This is a genomic window from Paraburkholderia tuberum STM678, from assembly GCF_902833905.1.
Taxonomy (GTDB): Bacteria; Pseudomonadota; Gammaproteobacteria; order Burkholderiales; family Burkholderiaceae; genus Paraburkholderia; species Paraburkholderia tuberum.
Window position 1 is genome coordinate 114,734 of sequence record NZ_CADFGP010000019.1, and the last position, 23,922, is coordinate 138,655.

The 23,922-nt window shown below is 63.7% G+C and carries 28 protein-coding genes, 1 tRNA gene and 1 riboswitch; of the genes, 15 read left to right on the top strand and 14 right to left on the bottom strand.

The genetic code is table 11. The annotated features are described in order from the left end of the window. Positions 1-115: 115 nt before the first annotated feature. The gene (locus HWY30_RS18470) at positions 116-1,900 is read left to right on the top strand and encodes an outer membrane protein assembly factor BamB family protein (protein ID WP_090803197.1); all 1,785 of its coding nucleotides are present in this window, start codon (positions 116-118) and stop codon (positions 1,898-1,900) included. A 107-nt stretch (positions 1,901-2,007) separates the two neighbouring features. Here the strand turns inward: HWY30_RS18470 and fahA are convergent, their stop codons facing one another. The 3 genes from fahA to HWY30_RS18485 all read right to left on the bottom strand — a co-directional run bounded on the left by fahA (position 2,008) and on the right by HWY30_RS18485 (position 4,852). Further along, positions 2,008-3,306 carry a fumarylacetoacetase gene (gene fahA, locus HWY30_RS18475; RefSeq protein WP_090803195.1) on the bottom strand — a complete coding sequence of 433 codons (1,299 nt, stop codon included), beginning with the start codon at positions 3,304-3,306 and terminating at the stop codon, positions 2,008-2,010. Beyond that, entirely contained in the window at positions 3,303-4,649 is a 1,347-nt protein-coding gene (gene hmgA, locus HWY30_RS18480; RefSeq protein ID WP_090803194.1) for a homogentisate 1,2-dioxygenase, read from the bottom strand. Before hmgA ends, fahA begins: the two co-directional genes overlap by 4 nt. Positions 4,650-4,711: 62 nt before the next feature. Further along, positions 4,712-4,852, bottom strand: coding sequence for a hypothetical protein (locus HWY30_RS18485; RefSeq protein ID WP_167368588.1), 141 nt, complete (start codon positions 4,850-4,852; stop codon positions 4,712-4,714). Positions 4,853-5,118: 266 nt separating this feature from the next. Between HWY30_RS18485 and HWY30_RS18490 the strand changes: the two genes are divergently transcribed. After that, complete coding sequence (locus HWY30_RS18490) at positions 5,119-5,952, top strand: EAL domain-containing protein (protein ID WP_090803193.1); 834 nt, start codon at positions 5,119-5,121, stop codon at positions 5,950-5,952. A gap of 41 nt (positions 5,953-5,993) precedes the next feature. Here the strand turns inward: HWY30_RS18490 and HWY30_RS18495 are convergent, their stop codons facing one another. After that, positions 5,994-6,779: an IclR family transcriptional regulator gene (locus HWY30_RS18495; protein WP_090803191.1), complete on the bottom strand. Its 786-nt coding sequence runs from the start codon at positions 6,777-6,779 to the stop codon at positions 5,994-5,996. Between the two features lie 94 nt (positions 6,780-6,873). Between HWY30_RS18495 and HWY30_RS18500 the strand changes: the two genes are divergently transcribed. After that, positions 6,874-8,064: an acyl-CoA dehydrogenase gene (locus tag HWY30_RS18500; protein WP_090803189.1), complete on the top strand. Its 1,191-nt coding sequence runs from the start codon at positions 6,874-6,876 to the stop codon at positions 8,062-8,064. Positions 8,065-8,138: 74 nt separating this feature from the next. Here the strand turns inward: HWY30_RS18500 and HWY30_RS18505 are convergent, their stop codons facing one another. After that, positions 8,139-8,777, bottom strand: coding sequence for a peroxiredoxin (locus HWY30_RS18505; RefSeq protein WP_090803188.1), 639 nt, complete (start codon positions 8,775-8,777; stop codon positions 8,139-8,141). A 348-nt stretch (positions 8,778-9,125) separates the two neighbouring features. Between HWY30_RS18505 and HWY30_RS18510 the strand changes: the two genes are divergently transcribed. From HWY30_RS18510 to HWY30_RS18520, 3 genes are all read left to right on the top strand, one after another. After that, on the top strand, positions 9,126-9,428 hold the full coding sequence (locus tag HWY30_RS18510) for an ElaB/YgaM/YqjD family protein (RefSeq protein WP_026225611.1): 303 nt from the start codon (positions 9,126-9,128) through the stop codon (positions 9,426-9,428). 131 nt (positions 9,429-9,559) lie between these two features. After that, positions 9,560-9,949, top strand: coding sequence for a phage holin family protein (locus HWY30_RS18515; protein WP_090803186.1), 390 nt, complete (start codon positions 9,560-9,562; stop codon positions 9,947-9,949). Positions 9,950-10,006: 57 nt separating this feature from the next. Further along, positions 10,007-10,522 (top strand): DUF3318 domain-containing protein, encoded by a 516-nt coding sequence (locus tag HWY30_RS18520; RefSeq protein ID WP_090803185.1) that lies wholly within the window; start codon positions 10,007-10,009, stop codon positions 10,520-10,522. Between the two features lie 78 nt (positions 10,523-10,600). Here HWY30_RS18520 and HWY30_RS18525 read toward each other — a convergent pair whose 3' ends face one another. From HWY30_RS18525 to glyA, 7 genes are all read right to left on the bottom strand, one after another. Beyond that, on the bottom strand, positions 10,601-11,032 hold the full coding sequence (locus HWY30_RS18525) for a type IV pilin protein (protein ID WP_090803183.1): 432 nt from the start codon (positions 11,030-11,032) through the stop codon (positions 10,601-10,603). A gap of 22 nt (positions 11,033-11,054) precedes the next feature. Next, entirely contained in the window at positions 11,055-11,525 is a 471-nt protein-coding gene (locus tag HWY30_RS18530) for a pilus assembly PilX family protein (protein WP_090803182.1), read from the bottom strand. A gap of 128 nt (positions 11,526-11,653) precedes the next feature. Further along, positions 11,654-12,460 carry a PilW family protein gene (locus HWY30_RS18535; RefSeq protein WP_090803180.1) on the bottom strand — a complete coding sequence of 269 codons (807 nt, stop codon included), beginning with the start codon at positions 12,458-12,460 and terminating at the stop codon, positions 11,654-11,656. Beyond that, the gene (locus tag HWY30_RS18540; protein WP_090803178.1) at positions 12,457-12,906 is read right to left on the bottom strand and encodes a type IV pilus modification PilV family protein; all 450 of its coding nucleotides are present in this window, start codon (positions 12,904-12,906) and stop codon (positions 12,457-12,459) included. Before HWY30_RS18540 ends, HWY30_RS18535 begins: the two co-directional genes overlap by 4 nt. Next, positions 12,903-13,469 carry a GspH/FimT family pseudopilin gene (locus HWY30_RS18545; protein WP_090803177.1) on the bottom strand — a complete coding sequence of 189 codons (567 nt, stop codon included), beginning with the start codon at positions 13,467-13,469 and terminating at the stop codon, positions 12,903-12,905. Before HWY30_RS18545 ends, HWY30_RS18540 begins: the two co-directional genes overlap by 4 nt. 213 nt (positions 13,470-13,682) lie before the next feature. Next, positions 13,683-14,165, bottom strand: coding sequence for a transcriptional regulator NrdR (gene nrdR, locus HWY30_RS18550; RefSeq protein ID WP_008919734.1), 483 nt, complete (start codon positions 14,163-14,165; stop codon positions 13,683-13,685). A gap of 3 nt (positions 14,166-14,168) precedes the next feature. Continuing rightward, complete coding sequence (gene glyA, locus HWY30_RS18555; RefSeq protein WP_090803175.1) at positions 14,169-15,416, bottom strand: serine hydroxymethyltransferase; 1,248 nt, start codon at positions 15,414-15,416, stop codon at positions 14,169-14,171. A gap of 178 nt (positions 15,417-15,594) precedes the next feature. Then, positions 15,595-15,721, bottom strand: a riboswitch (ZMP/ZTP riboswitch). A 247-nt stretch (positions 15,722-15,968) separates the two neighbouring features. On the opposite strand from glyA, the gene ydfG reads away from it, so the two are divergent. The 9 genes from ydfG (at position 15,969) to HWY30_RS18600 (ending at position 22,641) form a co-directional block, all read left to right on the top strand. After that, positions 15,969-16,715: a bifunctional NADP-dependent 3-hydroxy acid dehydrogenase/3-hydroxypropionate dehydrogenase YdfG gene (gene ydfG / locus HWY30_RS18560; protein ID WP_090803174.1), complete on the top strand. Its 747-nt coding sequence runs from the start codon at positions 15,969-15,971 to the stop codon at positions 16,713-16,715. Positions 16,716-16,818: 103 nt separating this feature from the next. Continuing rightward, complete coding sequence (ybgC, locus tag HWY30_RS18565; RefSeq protein WP_090803172.1) at positions 16,819-17,283, top strand: tol-pal system-associated acyl-CoA thioesterase; 465 nt, start codon at positions 16,819-16,821, stop codon at positions 17,281-17,283. A gap of 187 nt (positions 17,284-17,470) precedes the next feature. Continuing rightward, positions 17,471-18,148, top strand: coding sequence for a protein TolQ (gene tolQ, locus HWY30_RS18570; protein WP_090803171.1), 678 nt, complete (start codon positions 17,471-17,473; stop codon positions 18,146-18,148). Positions 18,149-18,158: 10 nt separating this feature from the next. Further along, positions 18,159-18,605 carry a protein TolR gene (tolR, locus tag HWY30_RS18575; RefSeq protein WP_090803169.1) on the top strand — a complete coding sequence of 149 codons (447 nt, stop codon included), beginning with the start codon at positions 18,159-18,161 and terminating at the stop codon, positions 18,603-18,605. Then, the gene (tolA, locus tag HWY30_RS18580) at positions 18,602-19,642 is read left to right on the top strand and encodes a cell envelope integrity protein TolA (RefSeq protein WP_090803168.1); all 1,041 of its coding nucleotides are present in this window, start codon (positions 18,602-18,604) and stop codon (positions 19,640-19,642) included. Before tolR ends, tolA begins: the two co-directional genes overlap by 4 nt. A 138-nt stretch (positions 19,643-19,780) precedes the next feature. Continuing rightward, a complete protein-coding gene (gene tolB / locus HWY30_RS18585) occupies positions 19,781-21,073 on the top strand; it encodes a Tol-Pal system beta propeller repeat protein TolB (RefSeq protein ID WP_090803166.1) in 1,293 nt (430 codons plus the stop codon). A 32-nt stretch (positions 21,074-21,105) separates the two neighbouring features. Beyond that, entirely contained in the window at positions 21,106-21,612 is a 507-nt protein-coding gene (gene pal / locus HWY30_RS18590; protein WP_018419502.1) for a peptidoglycan-associated lipoprotein Pal, read from the top strand. Positions 21,613-21,632: 20 nt separating this feature from the next. Beyond that, complete coding sequence (gene ybgF / locus HWY30_RS18595; protein ID WP_090803165.1) at positions 21,633-22,382, top strand: tol-pal system protein YbgF; 750 nt, start codon at positions 21,633-21,635, stop codon at positions 22,380-22,382. A gap of 183 nt (positions 22,383-22,565) precedes the next feature. Then, positions 22,566-22,641: transfer RNA gene (locus HWY30_RS18600), tRNA-Lys, on the top strand. Positions 22,642-22,860: 219 nt separating this feature from the next. Here HWY30_RS18600 and HWY30_RS18605 read toward each other — a convergent pair. Together HWY30_RS18605 and HWY30_RS18610 are read right to left on the bottom strand one after the other, a co-directional pair. Next, complete coding sequence (locus tag HWY30_RS18605; protein WP_143037140.1) at positions 22,861-23,340, bottom strand: DUF6680 family protein; 480 nt, start codon at positions 23,338-23,340, stop codon at positions 22,861-22,863. Between the two features lie 99 nt (positions 23,341-23,439). Then, a complete protein-coding gene (locus HWY30_RS18610; RefSeq protein WP_090803161.1) occupies positions 23,440-23,907 on the bottom strand; it encodes a hypothetical protein in 468 nt (155 codons plus the stop codon). Positions 23,908-23,922 lie beyond the last annotated feature (15 nt).

The following is a 23,922-nucleotide window of genomic DNA, read 5'->3' on the forward strand; positions in this document are numbered from 1 at the left end:
TAATTGCTGGCTTTTACGATCTATACGCAGGGTGCTAATCTCAATCCACGTTGCGCGGACACTCGACGAACGGCCCATATTTCGTGGCGCCGCCGCAAGCAACGGGGAGTCCGCCATGGTCTCGATGCGCCTGTTGCTCCGTGCCAGCCTGTTGGGCACGGCGATCGCGGTAGCCGCGATCGTCGCGGCGAACTGTGGAGGCGGCGGAGGCGGAAACAGCAGCGGCCCGACGGGCGCGAGCGTCGGCTCCGGCGGTAGCGGCGCGTCCGGCGCATCGGCCCCGGCCGCAGCGAGCGGCGGCAGCACCACCAGCGGTGGCACCACGAGCGGCGGCACCACCACCGGTAGCACCGGCGGCTCGGGCACCTCGATGGGCGGCACATCGGCGGCAGCCGTGCGCGACGTGCTCACCTATCACGACGACATCGCGCGCACCGGCCAGAACCTCGGCGAAACCACACTGACGCCCGCCAACGTGGCGGCTTCGACGTTCGGCAAGGTCGGCTTCTTTAGCGTCGACGGCAAGGTCGACGCGCAGCCGCTATTCGTCGCTGCGCTGGCGATCGCGGGCGGCACGCACAACGTGCTGTACGTCGCGACCGAGAACGACAGTGTGTACGCATTCGATGCCGACACCGGCGCGACCCTGTGGCAGGTGCGCACACTCGGCACCGGCGAAACCCCGAGCGACGACCTCGGCTGCAGCCAGATCGTGAACACCATCGGCATCACCTCGACACCGGTGATCGACCGTTCGCGCGGCACGCACGGCACGATCTACGTCGTCGCGATGTCGAAGGACGCGGCCGGCGGCTACCATCATCGCATTCACGCGCTCGACCTCGCGACCGGCGCCGAGCTGCTGAACGGTCCCACCGAAGTCGCCGCCTCTTACCCGGGCAGCGGCGCGGGTAATACGAACGGCGTCGTGCCGTTCACCGCGTCGTTGTACGCGGAGCGCGCGGGGCTGCTATTGCTCGGCAACACGGTCTACACGACGTGGACCTCGCACTGCGACGACGGCGGCTATACGGGCTGGATCATGGGCTACGGCGCCGACACCTTGCAGCAGACCACCGTGCTCAACCTGACGCCTAACGGCATCGGCGGCGCGATCTGGATGAGCGGCGCGGGACCGGCGTCGGACGGCTCGTCGATCTATCTGCTCGATGCCAACGGCACGTTCGACACGACGATGACGTCGAGCGGCTTCCCCGCCAGCAAGGATTTCGGCAATACGTTCCTGAAGCTCGGCACGGCGGGAGGCCTGTCGGTGGCGGACTACTTCGCGATGACGAACGTCGTGCAGGAGGCCCACGACGACATCGACCTCGGCTCCGGCGGCGCACTGGTGCTGCCGGACCTGACCGACGCGAACGGCACCGTACAGCATCTGACGCTCGGCGCGGGCAAGGACAGCACCATCTACGTGCTGAATCGCGACTCGATGGGCAAGTTCAACCCGGCGGCCGACAACATCTATCAGGAGATTCCCGCGCAGCTGGCCGGCGGCGAGTTCGGCATGCCCGCCTATTTCAACGGGCGCGTGTATTTCGGCTCGGTCGGCGATCATCTGAAGGCGTTCACCGTGACCAACGCGAAGCTGTCGATCACACCGACCGCGCAAAGCGCGATGACGTTCGCCTATCCCGGGACGACGCCGAGCATCTCGGCGAACGGCACCACGAACGGCATCGTGTGGGCCGCCGAAAACGGCACCGTCGCGGCCTTGCATGCGTTCGACCCGATCACGCTCAACGAGCTGTACAACAGCAACCAGATGGGCACGCGCGATCAGTTCGGCACGGGCAACAAGTTCATCACACCATTGATCGCAAACGGCAAGGTGTATGTCGGCACGACGAATGGGGTGGCCGTATTCGGGTTGCTGGGTGGGTGAAGCGGACGACGCGCCGATTCATTTCGACCCGGTACGCCCAAGGTCCCGCACAAACGACGAGGGCCGGCATTGCGCGCCGGCCCTCGCTCATCGTGACTGCCGCGCGCTCACCCTCGCGCCGGCAGAATCTGTCCGGCACACGCGCCGAACCCCACGCGATACCCGTCGCCCTGGCACCAGCCGACGAGCGTCAACTCATCGCCGTCCTCGATGAACGTGCGCGTGCCGCCCTCCTTCAACGCCAGCGGCTTCTTGCCGTTCCACGTCAGCTCCAGCAGGCTGCCGTACGAATCCTCGGTCGGCCCGCTGATCGTCCCCGAGCCCATCAGGTCGCCCACCCGCGTATTGCAGCCCGCCACCGTGTGATGCGCGAGCTGCTGCGCCATCGTCCAGTACATATATTTGAAGTTGGTCCGCGCGATCGTGCTCGCTTGCCGCGCGGGTTGCGCACGCAATGTCACTTCGAGGTGAATGTCGAACGCATGCTTTCCTCGATGCCGCAGATAGGCGAGCGGCTCCGGCTCCTGCACCGGCTGCGCGACGCGGAAGGGTTCGAGCGCATCGAGCGTGACGACCCACGGTGAGATCGTCGTCGCGAAGGTCTTCGCATTGAATGGACCGAGCGGCACGTATTCCCATTGCTGGATGTCGCGCGCGCTCCAGTCGTTCAGCAGCACCATGCCGAAAATGTGCGCCTCCGCGTCCTCGCACGCGATCGGCTCGCCCAGCGCATTGCCGCCGCCGATGATGAAACCCGTCTCCAGTTCGATATCGAGCTTGCGGCTCGCGCCGAACACCGGACGCTCCTGGTCGGGCAACTTCAGCTGACCATTCGGACGACGCACCGGCGTCCCGCTCACGACCACCGACGACGCCCGTCCGTTGTAGCCGATCGGCATCTCCGACCAGTTCGGCAGCAGCGCATTCTTCGGATCGCGGAACATCGCGCCGACATTGGTCGCGTGTTCCTTCGATGAATAGAAATCCGTGTAGCCCGGAATCTGCACCGGCAGATGCAGACGCGCATCAGCCGCGCGCACGAGCACCTTCGCGCGCAACGCGGCATCGTCGCGCAGCGTCGCGGTGTCGCGCGCGAGCAGTTGGCTCAGTTGGATACGCACGCTGCGCCACACGTCGCGGCCAAGCGCGATGAAATCGTTCAGCGCATCGCGCGCGAACACGTTGTGCGCCGGCACGTTCAGCAGACCCGCGGCCTGCAACGCGGCGAGATCGACTATCTGATCGCCGATCGCGACGCCCACGCGACGCGCGTCGTTGCCACGGTCGCTGAAAATGCCGAACGGCAGGTTCTGGATCGGGAAGTCGCCAGCCGGGTCGTTGGCCGACTCGATCCAGCTCTTGCGCGACGCATCGAGCGTCGCCTGGAGATCGTTCACCGCGTTCATCGTTGCTCCGGATTGAAGTGTTTCTTGAGGCCTTGCCAGCACTCGTAGTAATGCGCCTGCAGTTGCGCGGTTTCGAGCGCGAAGCGCGTCGGCTTGATCAGCGTGCGGGTCTCGAACATGAAGGCCATCGTGTCGTCGACCTTCTTCGGCACCGAGGTATCGAGATGCGACGCCTTCTCGAACGTGTCCGCGTCCGGGCCGTGGCCCGTCATGCAGTTGTGCAGGCTCGCGCCGCCGGGCACAAAGCCCTCGGCCTTCGCGTCGTATATGCCATGCACGAGGCCCATGAACTCGCTCGCGACGTTGCGATGGAACCAGGGCGGCCGGAACGTATCTTCGGCGGCGAGCCAGCGCGGCGGGAAGATCACGAAGTCGATCGTATCGACGCCCGGCGTGTCGCTTTGCGATTGCAGCACGAGGAAGATCGACGGATCCGGATGGTCGAAGCTGATCGAGCCGATCGTGTTGAAGCGGCGCAGGTCGTATTTGTATGGCGCATAGTTGCCGTGCCATGCGACCACGTCGAGCGGCGAATGGCCGATGTCCGCGCGCCACAGCTTGCCGTTCATCTTCGCGACGAGTTCGAACGCGCCTTCGCGGTCTTCGTACGCGGCGTGCGGCGTCAGGAAATCGCGCGGATTCGCGAGACCGTTGGAGCCGATCGGCCCCAGTTCCGGCAGACGCAGCAGCGCACCGAAGTTCTCGCAGATGTAGCCGCGCGCGCTGCCGTCCGGCAGGCTGACCGCGAAGCGCACGCCGCGCGGAATCACCGCGATCTCGAACGGCTCGACATCGACTCGGCCCATTTCGGTCGCGATATGCAGGCGCCCCTGTTGCGGCACGATCAGCAGTTCGCCGTCGGCGCTGTAGAAGAAGCGATCGTGCATCGAGCGGTTCGCCGCGTACAGATGGATCGCGCAACCGCTCATCGCTTCGGCCGAGCCGTTGCCCGCCATCGTGACCCAGCCGTCGATGAAATCGGTCGGTTCGCTGGGCATCGGCAGGGGGTCCCAGCGCAGCTGGTTCGGCGGCGTCGGCGGCACCTCGGCGAAGTTCGCGATGAGCCGCTCCGACGGCATCGACGTGAACGGCTTGTGCATGGCCGCCGGACGAATCCGGTACAGCCACGAGCGACGGTTGTGACCGCGTGGCGCCGTAAACGCCGTGCCCGAAATCTGTTCGGCATACAAACCATAGGCCGCGCGTTGCGGCGAATTGCGGCCGGTCGGCAGCGCGCCCGGCAATGCCTCGGTCGCGAATTCATTCGCGAAACCCGACTGATAGCCGGGCTCGATTTCAGGACGCAGGCGTTCGTCGGCCGGCGTACGTGTTGAGGTATCCATACAAGGTTCTCCGCGAGTTGCCCGATTCTTTCCCGGTTGATAGGTGATCTTTGCAGTCAGGCTCAGGCCGGCTCCGCTTCGGACGCGCGGCTGGGTTGCCGCGTCGCACCGGCGAGCACGACCACCAGCAGCGCCGAGCACAGCACCGGCAGCGCCGCCGCATGAAACAGCGCGGCATTCGACCGGTTCAACGCGATCAACATTGGGTCGTCCCCTCTGGCTGGCTAAAATTGTACTTTACGAATAGTAAAACTAATTACGAATAGTGAAACTAACGTATACCCTTGGAAATACGCCGCGAACCTCGTCATTCCGCGCTCAGCCCCGGCCGATAAGCGTGAGGCCAATAACGATATGAGCATTTTGTTAATCTGCGCAGGTCGCGTACTGCTACCATCAATGAATGCGGCCATCGCGTCGCGCTGCCACGCGCCCGGTGCGCGTTCATCGTCGCCTTTCATTTGCCTTCATGATTTCGCCGACCATCCCCGATCTGATCGCCCGCGCCGCTCATCACCCGTTTCTCGGCGAGCATCTGGCAATGGGACAAGGCGGGCGCGCCGGCATCGCGCTCGCGCATTTCGATGGCATCGAGCTCACGAGTGCCTACGAGCCGATCTTCGACATCAGCGTGCACGGGCTTGCGCAGTCGCTGTCATGCGGCGCGGAAGGGGTCGACCGCTTCGGTGATGAGCTCGGCTTTCAGGCGGTCACGCACCGGCTCGACGCGCCGCCATTCGAGGTGTTCGATCCGTTCGACAACATCGCCGACGATCAGCAACTGGTCGCGCTAGACCGCATGTCGCGCGCGCTGCACGCAATCAACTTCTTCGGCCCGCAGCGGCATGGGTTGCTGTTTCTGCGGGTGCACGAGAGGCTGTTGAAGAGCGTGAAGTACGACCACGGCCGGCATTTTTCGAGCGTGCTGACCTCGTTCAATTTGAGTCCGACGCGCATTGTGATCGAGTTGCCGGCGGCGGCGGTCGCACACAAGACGTTCCTGGGCTATCTGACGCGCAGCTATCAGCACTACGGGTTCAAGGTGGCGGGCAATCTGTCGAACGCGGGGCAGATCCTGTCGGTATCCGAAACCGCGCGGCTCGACTTCATCAAGATGGATGCGGCGGCCGCATTGCGCGACGCGACCGTGAAGCCGCTCGTCGGCTACGCGGGCCGGCTGCGGGTGCCGCTGATTTTCAATCGCGTGATGGATGAGGCGCAATTCTCCGCGCTACAGCAGTACGACGTGCGGTTCGTGCAAGGGCCATTATTCAACGCGCATTATCACGACCGGGCGGCGTGACACGGTGTGGGCCCGGTTAGCCGGGGCGCCCCGGCATTACCTCAGCCCGGCTCCCCCAGCCGCGCCGCGAGCGCCTTCAGGCGCGGCGCGACATTCTCGCGAAACACTTCCTCCCCCATCGACGACGCCGGCCCGCTGCAGCTGAGCACGAGCCAGCGCTTTTCGCGCGGCTCGCGAAACGGCACCGCGACTGCGTTCACGTCGTCATGCCATGCACGAAACGAGTAGCAGCATCGCTCGGTCGCGAACGCGGCGATCTCCTGTTCGGCTTCGGCGACGAGCATCGCCCCCATTCTGCCAGCCGCTTTTTTCAGTTCCGCGAGTAACGCGGTACGCGCGTCGGGCGGCTGCACCGCGAGATAGGCGCGACCCATCGAGCTCGTCAGCATCGACAGTTTCGAGCCGGATGCCAGGCCGAGCGTCAATGCGGTTTCGCTGCGAATCGTCTCCAGATACACCATGTCGAGCCCGTCCCGGCACCCGAGCGAGACCGCCGCGCCGACCTCGCGCGCCAGGCTGCGCAGGTGCGGGCGTGCCAGTTCGAGCATGTCGGTGCCCGACAGCAGCGCGAAACCGAGCGACAGCACGCCCGCGTCGAGCGCATATTTGCCGTGTCTTTCGTCCAGCCGCAGATAGCCAAGCACGGTCAGCGTGTAGGCGAGCCGGTTCACGGTTGCCTTCGGCAGACCCGTGCGTTCGACGAAATCTCGATTGCCGAGCATCGTCTCGCCTGGCCGGAACGCGCGCAACAGGTCCAGCCCGCGAGCAAGGGCGACGACGAATTTGCGTTCGTCGAGCGAAGCGGAGAAAGTGGATGGCGGCGTCATAGGGTGATACACTCGGGCGTCATTTGCAAAACATTGTTTCGCAAAGCGGAACTCTAGTCAAGCGGGTTCTGAGCGAGAAATCAGGAGATACGTCATGGCCGTAGCCGCGCAGTTTCACTGGGAAGACCCGTTGCTGCTGGATCAGCAGCTCACCGAAGACGAACGTATGGTGCGCGATGCCGCTGCGGCTTACTCGCAGGACAAGCTGCTGCCGCGCGTGCTGGAGGCGTTCCGCCACGAAAAGACCGATATCGTGATCTTTCGCGAAATGGGCGAGCTTGGCCTGCTCGGTCCGACGATTCCCGAACAGTACGGCGGCCCCGGTCTGAACTATGTCGCGTACGGGCTGATCGCGCGTGAAGTGGAACGCGTCGACTCCGGCTATCGCTCGATGATGTCGGTGCAGTCATCACTGGTGATGGTGCCGATCTACGAATTCGGCTCGGACGCGCAGAAGGAAAAATATCTGCCGAAGCTCGCGCGCGGCGAGTGGATCGGCTGCTTCGGCCTGACCGAGCCGAACCACGGCTCCGATCCGGGCGGCATGGTCACGCGCGCGAAGAAGGTCGATGGCGGCTACTCGTTGTCGGGCTCGAAGATGTGGATCACCAATTCGCCGATCGCCGACGTCTTCGTCGTATGGGCGAAGCTCGAGGAAGACGGCCAGGACAACATCCGCGGCTTCATTCTCGAGAAGGGCTGGAAGGGTCTGTCGGCACCGGCGATCCACGGCAAGGTGGGTCTGCGCGCGTCGATCACCGGCGAAATCGTGCTCGACGAAGCGTTCGTGCCGGAAGAGAACATCATGCCGGGTGTCAGCGGCCTGCGCGGTCCGTTCACGTGTCTGAACTCGGCGCGCTACGGCATCGCCTGGGGCGCACTCGGCGCGGCTGAAGCGTGCTGGCACATCGCGCGTCAGTACGTGCTCGATCGCAAGCAATTTGGCCGGCCGCTCGCCGCGAACCAGCTGATCCAGAAGAAGCTCGCCGACATGCAGACCGAGATCACGCTCGGGCTGCAAGGCGTACTGCGCCTCGGCCGCATGAAGGACGAAGGCACGGCCGCGGTCGAAATCACCTCGATCATGAAGCGCAATTCGTGCGGCAAAGCGCTCGACATCGCCCGCCTCGCGCGCGACATGCTCGGCGGCAACGGCATTTCGGACGAGTTCGGCGTCGCGCGTCATCTGGTGAACCTCGAGGTCGTCAACACCTACGAAGGCACCCACGACGTTCACGCGCTGATCCTCGGCCGTGCGCAGACCGGTATTCAGGCGTTCTTCTGATTCCGATGCTGGTGTATCGATAATGCAAAAAAGCCGGTTCCTTCGAACCGGCTTTTTGGTTCATGCCGCGCCGCTTACCGGTTCGGCTGGGGCGTCAGGCGCAGGTACGGACGCAACGCCTTGTAGCCCTTCGGGAATTTCTGCTTGATGACTTCCTCGTCCTTCAGCGACGGCACGATCACGACGTCATCGCCCTGCTTCCAGTTGCCCGGCGTCGCGACCGAGTGACTGTCGGTCAGTTGCAGCGAATCGATCACGCGCAGCACTTCGTCGAAGTTGCGGCCGGTGCTCGCCGGGTACGTGATGATCAGACGCACCTTCCGGTTCGGATCGATGACGAACAGCGAGCGCACCGTGAACGTTTCGTTCGCGTTCGGGTGAATCATGTCGTACAGCCCGGAGACCTTGCGATCGCCGTCCGCGAGAATCGGAAAACCGACGTTGGCGGCCTGCGTCTCGTTGATGTCCTTGATCCACTCCTTGTGCGACTCCGCGCTGTCGACCGACAACGCGATCGTCTTCACGTTGCGCTTTTCGAACTCGCCCGCGAGCGTCGCGGTCAGGCCCAGCTCGGTCGTGCAGACCGGCGTGAAGTCGGCCGGATGCGAGAACAGCACGCCCCAGCTATTGCCGAGCCACTCGTGAAACCTGATGCGGCCAATGCTCGACTCCTGTTCGAAATCCGGCGCAATGTCGCCAAGACGTAGACTCATAGTGCATCTCCTGTAGGTATTCGGAAGGTATCCGGATAAGGTCGCGGGCGTGTGCCCGCGGCGGCCAGTCACGATAAAGCATAAGGCCGCGGTGGTACATGGCGAACCAACATCGCGTCAGTACTTTATGTGTTTTTGTAATTTTCTCCCGTTTGACGGAAACTTTGCGGGACAGATCAACTCAATCCAGATACCGCCTTGGAGCAGAGTGCCCTCAAACGGGTGTCTTGACGCCACGCGCTGGCGGGAACGAATCGTGCAGCGGCGGCATGCAACCGGCACTATGCTCGCCAGCGACCGTTTCTTTGGTTACGATTTACGCGTAGCGTGAGACAAAGGGAGCTGTCAATGTCGGAAGTCAACAAGGAGAGATTGATGTCGGATATCAAAACCGTCCTCGCGGACGCTGAAGACCTGCTGAAACAGGCCGCGAGCGCTACCGGCGAACGCGCGTCGGAACTGCGCGAAACCGCGCTGACGCGCCTGAAGCAGGCGAAAGAAAAGGCAGCCGACGTTCAGGTCGTGGTCGTCGAAAAAGGCAAGAAGGCCGCCCGCGCCACCGACGACTACGTGCATGAGCATCCGTGGGCGTCGATCGGCATCGCCGCGGGCATCGGCGTGGTGGTCGGTCTGCTGATCAATCGCAAGTAAAGGCCGGTGAGGCCGCCGGAGCAGGCATGTCCGGCGCACCGGCGACACGGGCGGACCGGCGCGAGCCTCGCCGGTCCCCTTCTGCTGGCGCGCACGCGCCGGCCAGGCCCTCACGCGCAACGCCCACAGCCATGACGACCGAAACACACTCGCAGCGCGCAGAACGCAGCCCGTTGCGCCGTATTCTCAGTTCCGTGTTTGCGATCCTGCAGACGCGGCTCGAACTGGTGGGCATCGAACTCGCCGAGGAAAAAGACCGCCTGCTCGGCGTGCTGTTTCTCGGTCTTGCCGCGACGATGCTCGCCACGATGGCCTTGATCGCGTTGACCGCACTCGTCGCCATTGCCTTCTGGGACACCTACCGATGGCAGGCGCTTGCGGGCATCACCGCGGTCTACGCGATTGCCGGGCTCGCCTGTGCGCTGAAGGCGCGCAGCGGTTTGCGCAACGCGCCGATGGTATTCGAAACGACCATCGCGGAGTTCGAAAAGGATCGCGAAGCGTTTCGCAGCCGCGACTGATGGGAAAGTTCGTCTGCATCCGATCCATCGCCTCACCCTCACTGCCGCCGACACGCCATGAGCCCCTCCCGTCCTGATACCGCCTTTCGTAACAAGCGCCATCCGTCGAAGGATCTGAGCGCGCCGCATCTGCGGGCGCTGCGCAAGGAATTGCTGCTCGTGCGCGCGGACGTCGAGCGCGTCGAGCTTGCACGGGCCAGCTTCGAACTGCGCCAGGCCGTCACGCATTTCAGCTGGCTCAGGTTCGTGATCCCCGGCTTCGGCGGCGTGCGCGTCGGTAAAGGGCCAAAGGCGAGCGTGCTCAACGCGGGCACGATCGGCGCGTTGCTCAAGCAGTACCCGTTCATCAGCTCGATCGCTTCGCTGTTGCTCGCCAAACCGCTGCGCGCGAGGATCGTCGCGAGCGCGAAGCCCGCGCTGAAGTGGGGCAGCCTTGCGCTCGGCGCGTGGGAAGCGTTCCGGATCTGGCAACAGATGAAGAACGAGTCGGCGGCGGCGCGGGCGGCCGCGGCGGCTTCCGCTACGGCGCAGTCGCCGGCGGCGCAGGACGATTCGTTGCGAAGCGGCTATTGAGGTCGTGGCCGCTGCGAGTGGCAGCGATCTATCGGACCTCCCGCTCGCAAGGTTGCGTGTGTCGGACTTCAACCACCGCTAACTGGTATTCCAGCATTCGCTGCTCGTGGGCGTCGCGCCGCTCGCATCGTTTCTATTGCCTCGCTGACCCGTCGCATCTAGCGTGAACGTGCCGCACGAGTCGTCGCGCATCGGGCCCGCTTCCGCGGGCGCCGCTTCGATCGAATAGCCGCCGTTCGTGTCGTCCGCGGGCAGCACGCGCACTCGATACACCGGAGCGCCGAACTGCGGCGCCTGATCGATACCCGGTGGCAAGGCCGGCACGCCATCGCTCGCCGCGGCCTCGACGAATTGCGCAGCCCGATATAACGCCGACGCCGCATCGATGCGATGCGTGCGCGCAATGTGGCTGCGATACGAAGGGATCGCAAACGCGGCGAGCGTGGCGGCAATCGCGAGCGCGATCACGAGTTCGAGCAGCGTGAATGCGGATGTGTTCGGCCTTTTCATACGTGTCCAGTCGGTGCGTTCCTCAGAATGGTCTTGCTGCAACGCGCCGCCAATGACGTTCGATCGCGCCATCTTCGGTCACGACCTCCATCTGCAACCAGACCTGCGACTCGCTGCTTCGCCCGAAGCCGCGCGCGGTCAGCAGATAAGCGCTGGCGTTGGGTCGACTCGCGAGACGCCAAGGCTCGATCAGGCATTGCGGCGCGCGCGATGATCCCGGCCATTGCGCCACGGGCGTGATGGCGCCTGCGTCGAACGCGGTTTCAAGCCTCCATTGAGTCGGCTCGCCGGATGTGAGCGGTGCATCGCGCGCGTCGCCACTTGCCGACAGCACGTTGCGCTCGCACCAGCTCAGCGCCGAATCCGCCGCGTGGAAAGCCTGCAGATAGTCGCGCACATTGGTCGCCGCGCGAGCGGCCGCGAGCGATGTTTCGAACCATATCGCGGACGTGGCGAGCATCATGGCCGAGATCAACAGCACGATGGCTAGCACGACGCCGCGTTGATGTGCCCGTCGGGCACCGCCCTGACAATTTCGCCGACCTAAGTGTTTCGCTGTTCCGCCTGGCCCGCCGCATATGTCGTACGCGCGGCCGCATTGCGTTGCTGTGCCGCGATCCATCACGACGACGCCTCCGCGCGATTCCGCAGCGCAACGCGGCGGGAAAACACCTGTCGAGGCCGCAGGTCGGTACCGAATGTACTCACGCCATCGCAGTCGATGTACTTCGAACGCTGTCCTTGCGGCGCGCCGCGCACCAGCACGCAGACATCGACCGCAACGACGTTCGCCCATTGATCCGCCGCCACGGCCGACGCATTCACCGCATCCGCCGCGCCGTCCAGCCAGTAGCGCAACCGCACGCGCTCGACGCCTTCGATCAGCGGCTGAGCGGACCCCGCGTTGCCGCTGCCCACGCAGTAAAGCTCCGGCTCGCCGGTCGAGCCGCTGACGTTGGCGAAGTAGCGATTCACCACCGGCGCGCCCTCATCGCCAAGGACCGCGTCGCTGCTTTTGACGGCCTGTCCGACACAGTCGGTGACCTGACCGCTCGACGATGGCCATGTCGATACGACGTCTGCGACGTAACGGATCGCGACGCCATCCGAGCCGGTGCTCAAGGTGGTGCAAGCGAGGCTGTCGTCGGCGCCGGTCGGACGACCGCCCGAGCAGCCGAATAGCGCAGGCGCCGCGTTGTAGCCAATGACATCGGCAGGGACGAAGCCGGCCATCTGCAATTGCTGGCCGATCAGCATCAGCGCGGTCAAGCCCGCTTCGCGAATCCGGGTCGCGTTGCTCGCCTGCACGAACGCGTTGCGCTGCGCCGTGTAAAGGGACACGGCGCCCGCGATCACGAGCAACCCGAGCGCCATCGCGATCAGGAATTCGATTAGCGTATGACCGAGTGGGCAATGCGGCCGCTTCATTTCGCGAACGCCAACGCGACACACGACGATCCAGCCGGTGCATCGACGTCGCCGCAAGGCTCCGCCGGCTGGGCGCTCGCATCGCCCAAAGCGGGCCGGTCCCGCACGGACGCCCACGTCACGCGCGCCGCCGCGACCGCGCCGCTCTCGCCAATCGATGCGTCGCCGTGCGGCAGCAGAACGCTCGCCCAGGTGCGCCATTGATTGAGCGCGACATCGCCCGTGGAAGGCGTGCGCGTCGCTTCGGCAATCGAGTCGGCTATCCACGCGGCGCTCTCGCGCAGCGTCATCGCGCGCGCTTCGCGTGCGATCCACACCTGAACCGCGATCAAACCCAGCGCGCTCACCGCGACCAACGCGACCGCCAGCATCACCTCGATCAACGAGCTGCCATTACATGTCGATGCGTGCACACGCAAACCGGTCTTGAATGCGTGCTGTCTCATGACGTCGCTCCGCACGCGCCCTCCGAGATCCGCGCGCGACCTCCTGCCGCGACACTGATGCAGCGCCGCCACGAGTTCCCCTGCATCGATTTCGATGGGCTTCGCGGCGCAACATCAAAACTTCGAAACGCGCCGATCAGTTGCCCAGCCGGCGGCGTGAACATCATATCCGTCTGCACGCCGGCGATGCTCACCGCCGCGAGCGCCGGCTGCGCGCGCAACAACGACGGCTTGCCGCCACGTTCGGCGAATACGGCCCAGCCGCAGGCCCAGTCGGCGATGCCGCCGGCGCAGGTTTGGCCCGACGCGAGACAGACGCGCGCTGCATCGACGCGGCACACCGTGATGCGCGCACCGCGCCGCAGCGCCTCGCTGCGCGCGTAGGCGAACGTGGACAGCAGCGCCTTCGAGCGCGCGTCGAGCTGATCGCGCATATGCCATGCGGCGAACGACGGCACCGCCATCACGGCCATCAGCATCACGAGCGCTATCACCGCCAGCGTTTCGACGAGTGTGAAACCGGCGCGCGATGGCCGGTAAATCCCCTTGAATTTCATCTGCATCCCTGAGCGTTACGAACGGATGCAGCCAATCTAGCGATTTGCGAGCGCGCCGACCATCGTCCGAATGGCCAGGTGGCATTCAGACGTTAGCGCGCGCAACAATGCACGTGACGATCGATCACGGAGGCGGGAGAAGCGATGCGTGAAAAAAAGCGCGAAATGCGCGAGGCGATGGACGCGAATGACCGCAGTTCAGCTGCGACACGCGTGCGCTCAGCGCTTGCGGGAAGGCTTGGGCGGGGAAGAGGCGCGGCGGAATTCCTCGATCACGTCCTCGAATTCGGAGACGTCTTCGAAGCGCCGGTACACGGAAGCGAAACGGACGTAAGCGATCGTGTCGAGCGCGCGCAACTCGTTCATCACGAGTTCGCCGAGGCGCTCGCTACGCACCTCGCGCTCGCCGCTGCCGAGCAGCTGATACTCGATACGGGCGACAGCCGCTTCGATCGCGTCCACCGCAACCGGGCGCTTGCGCAGCGCCAGTTGCATGCTCGCGACGATCTTGCGGCGATCGAATTCCGTGCGCGTGCCGTCCTTCTTGACGACCGACGGCAACGCCAGCTCGACCCGCTCATACGTCGTGAAACGCTTGTCGCAGGCCGGGCAGCGGCGGCGCCGGCGGATCGTCGCGCCGTCTTCGGATACGCGCGAGTCGACGACTTGCGTATCGGCATGGCGGCAGAAGGGGCAATGCATGGTTTAGCCGTAAACCGGAAAGCGCTTGGTCAGATCGGCGACCTGAACCTTCACGCGCTCGATCGTCGCGGCATCTTCCGGGTTGTCCAGCACGTCGGCGATCAGGTTGCCGACCTGCTCGGCTTCCTTCACGCCGAAGCCGCGCGTGGTCATGGCCGGAGAACCGAGGCGGATACCCGAGGTCACGAACGGCTTTTCCGGATCGTTCGGGATCGCGTTCTTGTTGACCGTGATGTGTGCCGCGCCGAGTGCCGCTTCCGCAGCCTTGCCGGTGATCTTCTTCGCGCGCAGGTCGACCAGCATCACGTGGCTTTCGGTGCGACCCGACACGATGCGCAGACCGCGCTTGACCAGCGTTTCAGCAAGCACACGCGCGTTCTCGACGACCTGCTGCTGATACGCCTTGAATTCCGGCGAAAGCGCTTCCTTGAACGCGACGGCCTTCGCGGCGATCACGTGCATCAACGGACCGCCCTGGATGCCCGGGAAAATCGCCGAGTTGATCGGCTTCTCGAACTCGGCCTTCATCAGGATCACGCCGCCGCGCGGGCCGCGCAGGCTCTTGTGCGTGGTGGTGGTGACGAAATCGGCGTGCGGCACCGGGTTCGGATAAACGCCCGCGGCGACGAGACCGGCGTAGTGCGCCATGTCGACCATGAAGTACGCGCCGACCGACTTCGCGATCTTCGACATGCGTTCGAAATCGATGCGCAGCGCGAACGCGGACGCGCCCGCTACGATCAGCTTCGGCTTGTGTTCTTGCGCGAGCTTCTCGGCGGCGTCGTAGTCGATGTCTTCGGCTTCGTTCAAGCCGTAGCTGACCACGTTGAACCACTTGCCCGACATGTTGACCGGCGAGCCGTGCGTGAGGTGGCCGCCGTGCGCGAGGCTCATGCCCATGATCGTGTCGCCCGGCTTGAGCATCGCGAAGAACACGCCCTGGTTCGCCTGCGAGCCCGAGTTCGGCTGCACGTTCGCGGCTTCGGCGCCGAACAGCTGCTTCACGCGGTCGATCGCCAGCTGCTCGGCAACGTCGACGTATTCACAGCCGCCGTAATAGCGCTTGCCCGGATACCCTTCGGCGTACTTGTTCGTGAGTTGCGAGCCTTGCGCGGCCATCACGGCCGGGCTCGTGTAGTTTTCCGACGCGATCAGTTCGATGTGCTCTTCCTGACGGCGGTTTTCCTGCTCGATGACCTTCCAGAGTTCAGGATCGACGTTGGCGATGGTGCTTTGGGCTCTGTCAAACATACGGGTTCCGTTGAGTGTTTTCAGGTTGACCGGATCGTGCGCCGAATCCTGCGTAGAGGGTACACAGCGGGGTACGCAGCGCTTTGGGCGGCGAGGCTTGCCCTGACGTGGCGAGTGGAGAGTCGCCGCACACGCGAGGCGAGCCAGCCACCGTCAGCGCAGATTAATGCGCGCGGTTCACGGCTGCCCAGGCGAACGGCAAAACGGCACCCTGCGCTTCACGGTGGGTTGTTCCACCTTGAACCCGATTGGTTGAATCGGCTGAGTCGGACGACTCGGTTCTATCGCCAGTCACGCAGGGTCGAGCGCGTTAGTGTATTGGAAGAGGCCCGAATAGGCAACCGACTTGCGGGTGCTCCGGCGGCCGCTGGCGGGGCCTCCGGACGGTTTGGCGGCCCCGCTGCGCAACCATCTGAGGAAAGCGCGCCGGTCGCGCCGCGCACCCGTTGCGCGCCGCCGCGGCAGCCGCCGATCCGGCTCGTGCATCCTTGCCGCAGCGTGCCATTGGAAGTAGGCTTTGGGCCTTTGTCTCTTACCGACCAGGGAACTGCAATGATCGTGTTTGTCACAGGAGCGTCGGCCGGATTCGGCGCCGCCATCGCCCGCTCGTTCGTCAAGGGCGGCCATCGCGTCGTCGCCACTGCACGCCGCAAGGACCGTCTGCAAGCACTCGCCGACGAGCTCGGCGACGCGCTGCTGCCTTACGAGCTCGACGTGCGCGATCGCGCCGCCGTCGAAGCCGTGCCCGCCTCGCTGCCGGCGGACTTCGCCGCGATCGACGTGCTAGTCAACAACGCCGGCCTCGCGCTCGGCACCGAGCCGGCTCACAAGGCAAGTCTCGATGAATGGAACACCATGATCGAGACCAATTGCACGGGCCTCGCGCAGGTCACGCATGCGCTGTTGCCCGGCATGGTCGAGCGCAACCGCGGGCATATCTTCAATCTGGGTTCGGTGGCGGGCCGCTGGCCGTACGCGGGCGGCAACGTGTACGGCGCGACCAAGGCGTTCGTGCGCCAGTTCAGCCTGAACCTGCGCGCCGACCTCGCCGGCACCGCGCTGCGCGTGACCGACATCGAGCCGGGTCTGTGCGGCGGCACCGAATTCTCGAACGTGCGTTATCGCGGCGACGACGACAAGGCCGCCAAGGTCTACGAAAATGTGCAGCCGCTGACGGCCGAAGACATCGCCGATTCCATCTACTGGATCGCCACGCGCCCAGCCCACGTCAACATCAACACGATCGAGCTGATGCCGGTCGCGCAGTCGTTCGCCGGTCTGTCCGTGCATCGCGGCTGAGTTTGAAGGCGGGCGGCCGGCAAAGCCGGCTCCCATCGCCGCCGACCCCCGCCACAAGCAACTCACACTTCGAAACAGACCCCGGGTTGTGCGTTCCGGTAGAATGCGCCGCATGAATATGTCGACCAGCCAGCCAGGCACGGAAATCGGCTATACGTGGCCCATCCGCGTGTACTACGAAGATACCGACGCCGGCGGCATCGTGTTTTACGCCAATTACCTGAAGTTTTTCGAACGCGCTCGCACCGAATGGCTGCGCGCGTGCGGCGTCGACCAGCACCGGCTTGCGGACGAAAACGACACGATTTTCATCGTGCGCAGTACCGCGGTCGATTACCGGGCTCCGGCCCGACTCGACGACATCGTGAAAATTATCAGCCGGATCGAGCGTCTTGGCCGAGCTTCGGTAGACTTCGTGCAGGAAGCATGGCGCGAAGGCACGCTGCTTGCTACCGGTTCGGTCCGGATTGGCTGTGTGGACCGCGCGACGCTGCGGCCAGCCGCGATCCCGCCGTCGGTTCTCGCCGCGCTGCGGCACGGGCCGGGCACTAGCGAAAGCGCTGACTGAACGACGGCGGCATGTCAACGGACGATCCCTGAGCCTCGTTGTTACGGGGCCAGTGAACTCATACCGGTCAGGTAACACAAAGCATGGTTCGGCTTCGATACCGCCGAAGCTTCCGTTTTGCCCACGGCAAGCTTGAAGCGGCCTTGCAGCCGGACGCCCCCTTCCCGGGACGTTAAAACGAACCTTTATGAACACTACACAAGATCTGTCGATCGTTTCACTCGTACTCAACGCGAGCCTGCTGGCCCAGGCCGTCATGGCTCTGCTGCTGTTGCTGTCGCTACTCTCCTGGACTTTCATCTTCCGCAAGTGGTTTGCGATTCGCCGGGCGCGCGCGCAAACTGAACGCTTCGAGCGTGATTTCTGGTCGGGCGGCGACCTGCAGGCGCTGTATCAGAGCGCCGCGAACAACCGTCACAGGATCGGCGCGCTCGAGCGGATTTTCGAGTCCGGCATGCGGGAATTTCTGAAGGGCAAAGAGAAGCGCCTGAACGATTCGGGCGCGATTCTCGACGGCGCCCGGCGCGCGATGCGCGCGGCGTTCCAACGCGAAATGGACGTGCTCGAAGCGAATCTGGCGTTCCTCGCGTCGGTCGGTTCGGTCAGCCCGTATATCGGTCTGTTCGGCACGGTGTGGGGGATCATGAATGCGTTCCGCGGCCTCGCCAACGTGCAGCAGGCCACGCTCGCGAACGTCGCGCCGGGCATCGCCGAGGCCCTGACCGCCACCGCGATCGGCCTGTTCGCCGCAATTCCGGCCGTGGTCGCCTACAACCGCTACGCGCACGACATCGACCGTCTGGCGATCCGTTTCGAAACCTTCATCGAAGAGTTCTCGAACATCCTGCAGCGCCAGGCACACTGAGGAGGCCATGATGGCAGGCTCCCGTTCCTCCAGCATGCGCGGCTCGCGCTCGCGTCGCGCAATGGCCGACATCAACGTCGTGCCGTACATCGACGTGATGCTCGTGCTGCTAGTGATCTTCATGGTCACGGCGCCGCTCGTCGCGCCGTCGATCGTCAATCTGCCGACCGTCGGCGGCGCGGCGCCCCAACAGCAGACGCCGCCCGTCATCGTCAACATCCGCGCGGACGGCAATATGAGCGTCAAGTACAAGGACGACTCCGGCGCGCAGCAGCAGGAAGACATGACGAAGGCTGGCCTCAACGGTTTCATCGCCGATCGGGCACAATCGCACCCCGATCAGCCCGTCGTGATCGCCGCCGACAAAACCGTGAAATACGAAGTCGTGATGAACGTGATGTCCGAGCTGAAGGCTCGGGGCGTCAAGCGCGTCGGATTGCTCGTCAAATCGCAATGATCCGCAAGAACTCCGAATACCCGCTTCAGCCGCCGCGTGAACGCGGCACCGGGCGAGCTTTTCTGTTCGCGCTGGTGATGCATGCGCTGCTCGGATTCTTCCTGTATCGCGGCATCCAATGGCAGAACAGCACGCCCGAGGGCGAGCAGGCGGAACTGTGGACAGAGGTGCCGGATTCGGCGATTCCGCGTCCCGTCGTCACGCCGCCGCCCACGCCGGTCGCCCCTGCTCCGCCCGTGCGCGACGAACAGGCCGACATCGCGCTGCAGGAAAAGAAGCGTCAGCAGCAGGAAGCGGCTCGCGCGGCCCAACTGGGCGAACAGCAGCGCCAGCTGAAGCTGAAAGAGCAGCAGGAAGCGGAAGCGAAGCGTCAGCAACAGCTGGCGGCCGAACAGGCGGCCCAGCTCGCGGCGCAGAAGGCCGCGAAGCTCAAGCAGCAGCAGCAGGCGCAACAGCAGCAACAGCAGCAGGCCGAGAAGCTCAAGCAACAGCAGCTCGCCGAGCAGCAGAAGCAACAGCAACTGAAAGAACAGCAGGAGCAGCAGCAAAAGCAGGCTCAGACAGAAGCGCAGAAGAAGGCCGAGGCGGAGAAAGCGGCGAAGGCCAAGGCGCAAGCCGATGCGGCCGCGCAGGCGAAAAAGCAGCTCGACAACGAACGTCGCGCGCGGCTTGCGCAGATGCAGGGTCTGGCTGGCGGCGTGGGCGGCAGCAGTTCGAGCAGCAACGGACTGGGCAAGAGCGGAACGGGTAGCGGCTCGGGCGGCACGGCGGCATCGCCGGGTTACGCGGACAAGGTACGACGGCTGGTGCTTCAGCATGTGAACTGGGGCGGCGAAACGGAAGGTCTCGAGACCGTGGTCGCCGTGCGTTGTTCGCCGGACGGCAATCAGCTGAGCGCAAGCATTACCCACAGCAGCGGCAACGCCGCGTGGGACGCCGCCGCGTTGCGGGCGGTGAAAGCCTCCGATCCGATGCCTCGGGACGTCAATGGCAAGACGCCGGACTACTTCACTATCACGCTGCGTCCGGCGGCTTGATGTGCAGGCTGACAGCCGACCGGCGGCCAACGCCGCGCCCCACCCGGCGCGGCGTTGCGCGGGAACGAAATAGCCGTTTTCCGGTCTGTCTGCTGTCTTCGAGTATTAAGTAAAACCGTTTTGAGGAACCCATACAGCATGAGTTTGATGACCAAGCTAGGCCTGCGAACACTCGTGGCAACGTGCCTGATCGCCGTCGGCGGCGCCGCCAACGCACAACTCAACGTCCTCGTGACGGGCGTCGGATCCACTCAGTTTCCGATCGCAACGGCGAATTTCGCCAATGAAGCGAACTCCCCGCAGCAGGTCAGCACGATCGTGCGTCAGGATCTGCAACGCAGCGGCAAATTCACGAATATCGACGCAGGCTCGACGCCGGTGTCCGAGACCGATTCCGTCGACCTCGGCGCATGGAAGGCGAAGGGCGCCAACGCGTTCGTCGCGGGCAGCGTGAACCGCCTGCCGAACGGCCAGTACGAAGTGCGCTTCAAGCTGTACGACACGGTCAAGGGCGAAAGCCTCGGCGGCCTCGTGCTGGTGAGCCCGGAAAGCGGTCTGCGCATGAGCGCGCACAAGGTCGCGGACTACATTTACGCCAAGCTGATGGGCAATCGCGGCGTGTTCGCCACGCGCCTGTCGTATGTGGTCAAGTCGGGCAACCGCTACCAGCTGCAGATCTCGGATTCGGACGGTCAGGACGCGCACATCGCGCTGTCGAGCCCCGAGCCGATCATCTCGCCGGCCTGGTCGCCCGACGGCACCAAGGTCGCTTACGTGTCGTTCGAGAAGAAGAAGCCGATCGTCTATATCCACGACCTGCCCACGGGCCGGCGCATCGTCGTATCGGACCAGAAGGGCAACAACAGTGCGCCGGCGTGGTCGCCGGATGGCCGCACGCTCGCCGTCGCGCTGTCGCGTACCGGCAATACGCAGATTTTCGCGGTCAACGCGGACGGCAGCGGTCTGCGTCGTCTGACGCAAGGCAGCTCGATCGACACCGAGCCGACCTACTCTCCTGACGGTCAGTGGATCTATTTCACGAGCGACCGCGGCGGCTCACCGCAGATCTACAAGATGCCGGCGCAAGGTGAAAGCGCGGGCGGCGCGCAACGCGTCACGTTTACGGGCAGCTACAACACCAGTCCGCGTGTGAGTCCTGACGGCAAGGAGCTTGCCTACATCTCGCGCGTCGGCGGTGCATTCAAGCTGTACATCCAGGACCTGCAAAGCGGATCCGCCACGGGCCTGACGGACACGACACATGACGAATCGCCGAGCTTCGCGGCGAACGGTCAGTACATTCTTTACGCCACTCAGGTGAACGGCCGTGGCGTGTTGGCCGCAGTATCGACCGACGGTCGCACTCGGCAGGTCCTGTCCGTTCAGGGGGGCAGCGTACGCGAGCCGTCCTGGGGCCCGTTTATGCAATAACGTTGATGCAATAACACAAGGAGAGTAATCAAATGATGTCCAAACTTCGTTTCGCATTCGCCGTCGTGATGGTCGGTGCACTGGCCGCATGTCACTCGGGCGTCAAGCTCGACGAAAACGCCAACAAGGGCGCAGGCTCGGCCCAACCGAACCCGAACGACGTCGCGACGGTCAACGTCGACCCGCTGAACGATCCGAACAGCCCGCTCGCGAAGCGCAGCATCTACTTCGACTTCGACAGCTACTCGGTGAAGGATGACTATCAACCGCTGCTGCAACAACACGCGCAATATCTGAAGAGCCACCCGCAGCGTCACGTGCTGATCCAGGGCAACACCGACGAGCGCGGCACCAGCGAATACAACCTCGCACTCGGCCAGAAGCGTGCTGAAGCCGTGCGTCGTTCGCTGTCGCTGATGGGCGTGTCGGATTCGCAAATGGAGGCCGTGAGCCTCGGCAAGGAAAAGCCGCTGGCAACGGGTCATGACGAAGCGTCGTGGGCACAGAACCGCCGCGCCGACCTCGCGTATCAACAGTAAGTCAACGGGTGATGAGCCGAATGACGCATCGTTTCTCCTGGCTGCGGTTTGCCGCAGCGGCCTGCGTCGCAGGCACGGCCCTCACGGCCGTGCCCGCCCATGCGGGCATTTTCGACGACGATCAGGCCCGCCAGGCCATTCTCGATCTGCGCTCGAAGACCGATAGTCTGTCGAGCCAGCTATCGGCGGCGCAACGCACGATCCTCGATCAGTCCAACCGTCTCGACCAGCTCAACCAGCAGGTCGCGACGCTGCGCGGACAGAACGAGGACATGGCGAACCAGCTCACGACGCTGCAAAAGCAGCAGAAGGACTACTACACCGATCTCGACACGCGCCTGAAGAAATTCGAGCCGCAGCAACAGACGGTGGACGGCGTCCAGGGCGAGGTGCAGCCGGGTGAGACCGATGCGTTCAACGCGGCTTCACAGCAATTCCGCAGCGGCGACTTCAAGAACGCGGCGGCATCGTTCCGCAGCTTCATCTCCAAATATCCGAACAGCCCCTATCAGCCGACCGCGCAATACTGGCTCGGCAACGCGCTGTATGCACTGCGCGACTACAAGGGTTCGACGGCGGTCTGGCAAGGTGTCGTGAAGAACTATCCGCAGCATCCACGTGCACCGGAAGCGCTGCTCGCGATCGCGAACAATCAGCTCGAACAAGGCCAGAAGGCCGCGGCGAAAAAGACGCTCGAGCAGATCGTCGCGCAATACGCCGGCTCGGACGTCGCGCAGTCGGCCCAGAACAAGCTGTCGCAGATCAAGTAGATCGTGATGTCGGATTGATGACGTTTTGATGTAATTGGCAGTAACGCGCAGTGTCCGAAGTGATAGCCACGCGCGCCTCTCGCTGGAAAGCCCGGGTAGTAATGCCCGGACTTTTCATTTTGGGCGACGGTCTTGCTGAGTTGACAGGGCATTGGTGCGCCGATATAATTTCGCTTCTCTTTTGGGTCGTTAGCTCAGCTGGTAGAGCAGCGGACTTTTAATCCGTTGGTCACAGGTTCGAATCCCGTACGGCCTACCAAAGATTTAAAGGGCTCAGCGCAAGCTGGGCCCTTTTTCTTTGCTCCGCAAAGCTCATCGTGCGCCGTCTGTAGACTTGGCATCGACACCAGCTGAGTCCACCTTGACAGATACTACCTGGCCTGCTTACCCGCCAGCACCTTCTTAACCGCCTCGCAGATTACGTTTGGTCAGCAAACACCGATTCCGGCACGATTGGGGCCACAGGCAACGGCATCTTTCACGACAGAACCCGCGCCATACCCCGGCGAATCGCCTCCTCATCACTGACCCGATCGCCCAAACACACCGGAAAGTAGTGCTGCGTTTTCACGCCCAACGCAGGGAACTCGAATCCAAGGTGCTCGCCGACCAATCGAAGCAACGCGATGTCCAACTCTAATCGCCGAGATTCCCATTCCTTCACACGGTCTTTCCACTCGTCCGACGACGCCGTGTCGAAATAATGCAACAGTTCGCGCCATGCCTCGTTGATCTTTTTTAGCGGGCCTTTGGCACGGTAAAACGCTATCGGGATGCTGTTGAGCGCCTCCACTCGCACAGGCGCAAGCCACGTTGAGCGGTTCGCCATAAGGATATGAAACGCACGCTCGTGCAACCCACGCTTCGGCTTAAGATCATCGACCTTACATTGCGCGCGGAGCGCAAAAACCGGTCCAAAAAACGTCGCAAAAACTATAGCGAGATCGGTCAATCTCACGGAGAAATCGAAGCCTATACGGCCCCCAATCGCGAACAGGCGGATTCTGGCACGCCGCACCGGCCGCACCGAACCCATCTTGTCAGGTCTACGCGAACGTCACGCAACGCGCTTCGCCAACTCAAGTTCTTCCAAGTCGAGCGTGAAGTCGAAAACAATTTGGATCGGCTCGGTCGGCTTCCTGTTTTCGTTATAGCTGTCCCCGTCCGCCTTCAGTTGCTTGCAATCGCCCAAAATTTGAACTCGCCGTTGCTGGAATGCCAGCTTCATGTGTTCATGCGACGCGGTGCGAATGTCATCCCAAAGCACGAATTGCTCCGAGCCTTGTCCATACGTCGCCGCATGCTTGGTGCGAATCCGTCGTCCCTGCGGATCCGTCACGTGCTCGTCCCGCATAGCACGCGCAAGATGGTCAGCACATTGACTCACGACCGCTGAGGGCTGGGGCTTCCATTTCCCTTGGTCCACCGCCCACTGCGCTATGTCACGCGTCGATGCCGGCCACTTCTTGCCTGCCGCTTGATACTCACGAACAAGCTCCTGCATGTGTTCGCTATAGGTTGCCATCTTGGACTCCCTTCT

Coding starts and splice junctions, on each gene's coding strand:
- HWY30_RS18470 (WP_090803197.1), top strand. CDS start 116: ATGGTCTCGATGCGCCTGTTGCTCCGTGCCAGCCTGTTGGGCACGGCG.
- fahA (WP_090803195.1), bottom strand. CDS start 3,306: ATGAACGCGGTGAACGATCTCCAGGCGACGCTCGATGCGTCGCGCAAG.
- hmgA (WP_090803194.1), bottom strand. CDS start 4,649: ATGGATACCTCAACACGTACGCCGGCCGACGAACGCCTGCGTCCTGAA.
- HWY30_RS18485 (WP_167368588.1), bottom strand. CDS start 4,852: ATGTTGATCGCGTTGAACCGGTCGAATGCCGCGCTGTTTCATGCGGCG.
- HWY30_RS18490 (WP_090803193.1), top strand. CDS start 5,119: ATGATTTCGCCGACCATCCCCGATCTGATCGCCCGCGCCGCTCATCAC.
- HWY30_RS18495 (WP_090803191.1), bottom strand. CDS start 6,779: ATGACGCCGCCATCCACTTTCTCCGCTTCGCTCGACGAACGCAAATTC.
- HWY30_RS18500 (WP_090803189.1), top strand. CDS start 6,874: ATGGCCGTAGCCGCGCAGTTTCACTGGGAAGACCCGTTGCTGCTGGAT.
- HWY30_RS18505 (WP_090803188.1), bottom strand. CDS start 8,777: ATGAGTCTACGTCTTGGCGACATTGCGCCGGATTTCGAACAGGAGTCG.
- HWY30_RS18510 (WP_026225611.1), top strand. CDS start 9,126: ATGTCGGAAGTCAACAAGGAGAGATTGATGTCGGATATCAAAACCGTC.
- HWY30_RS18515 (WP_090803186.1), top strand. CDS start 9,560: ATGACGACCGAAACACACTCGCAGCGCGCAGAACGCAGCCCGTTGCGC.
- HWY30_RS18520 (WP_090803185.1), top strand. CDS start 10,007: ATGAGCCCCTCCCGTCCTGATACCGCCTTTCGTAACAAGCGCCATCCG.
- HWY30_RS18525 (WP_090803183.1), bottom strand. CDS start 11,032: ATGAAAAGGCCGAACACATCCGCATTCACGCTGCTCGAACTCGTGATC.
- HWY30_RS18535 (WP_090803180.1), bottom strand. CDS start 12,460: ATGAAGCGGCCGCATTGCCCACTCGGTCATACGCTAATCGAATTCCTG.
- HWY30_RS18540 (WP_090803178.1), bottom strand. CDS start 12,906: ATGAGACAGCACGCATTCAAGACCGGTTTGCGTGTGCACGCATCGACA.
- HWY30_RS18545 (WP_090803177.1), bottom strand. CDS start 13,469: ATGCAGATGAAATTCAAGGGGATTTACCGGCCATCGCGCGCCGGTTTC.
- nrdR (WP_008919734.1), bottom strand. CDS start 14,165: ATGCATTGCCCCTTCTGCCGCCATGCCGATACGCAAGTCGTCGACTCG.
- glyA (WP_090803175.1), bottom strand. CDS start 15,416: ATGTTTGACAGAGCCCAAAGCACCATCGCCAACGTCGATCCTGAACTC.
- ydfG (WP_090803174.1), top strand. CDS start 15,969: ATGATCGTGTTTGTCACAGGAGCGTCGGCCGGATTCGGCGCCGCCATC.
- ybgC (WP_090803172.1), top strand. CDS start 16,819: ATGCGCCGCATGAATATGTCGACCAGCCAGCCAGGCACGGAAATCGGC.
- tolQ (WP_090803171.1), top strand. CDS start 17,471: ATGAACACTACACAAGATCTGTCGATCGTTTCACTCGTACTCAACGCG.
- tolR (WP_090803169.1), top strand. CDS start 18,159: ATGGCAGGCTCCCGTTCCTCCAGCATGCGCGGCTCGCGCTCGCGTCGC.
- tolA (WP_090803168.1), top strand. CDS start 18,602: ATGATCCGCAAGAACTCCGAATACCCGCTTCAGCCGCCGCGTGAACGC.
- tolB (WP_090803166.1), top strand. CDS start 19,781: ATGAGTTTGATGACCAAGCTAGGCCTGCGAACACTCGTGGCAACGTGC.
- pal (WP_018419502.1), top strand. CDS start 21,106: ATGATGTCCAAACTTCGTTTCGCATTCGCCGTCGTGATGGTCGGTGCA.
- ybgF (WP_090803165.1), top strand. CDS start 21,633: ATGACGCATCGTTTCTCCTGGCTGCGGTTTGCCGCAGCGGCCTGCGTC.
- HWY30_RS18610 (WP_090803161.1), bottom strand. CDS start 23,907: ATGGCAACCTATAGCGAACACATGCAGGAGCTTGTTCGTGAGTATCAA.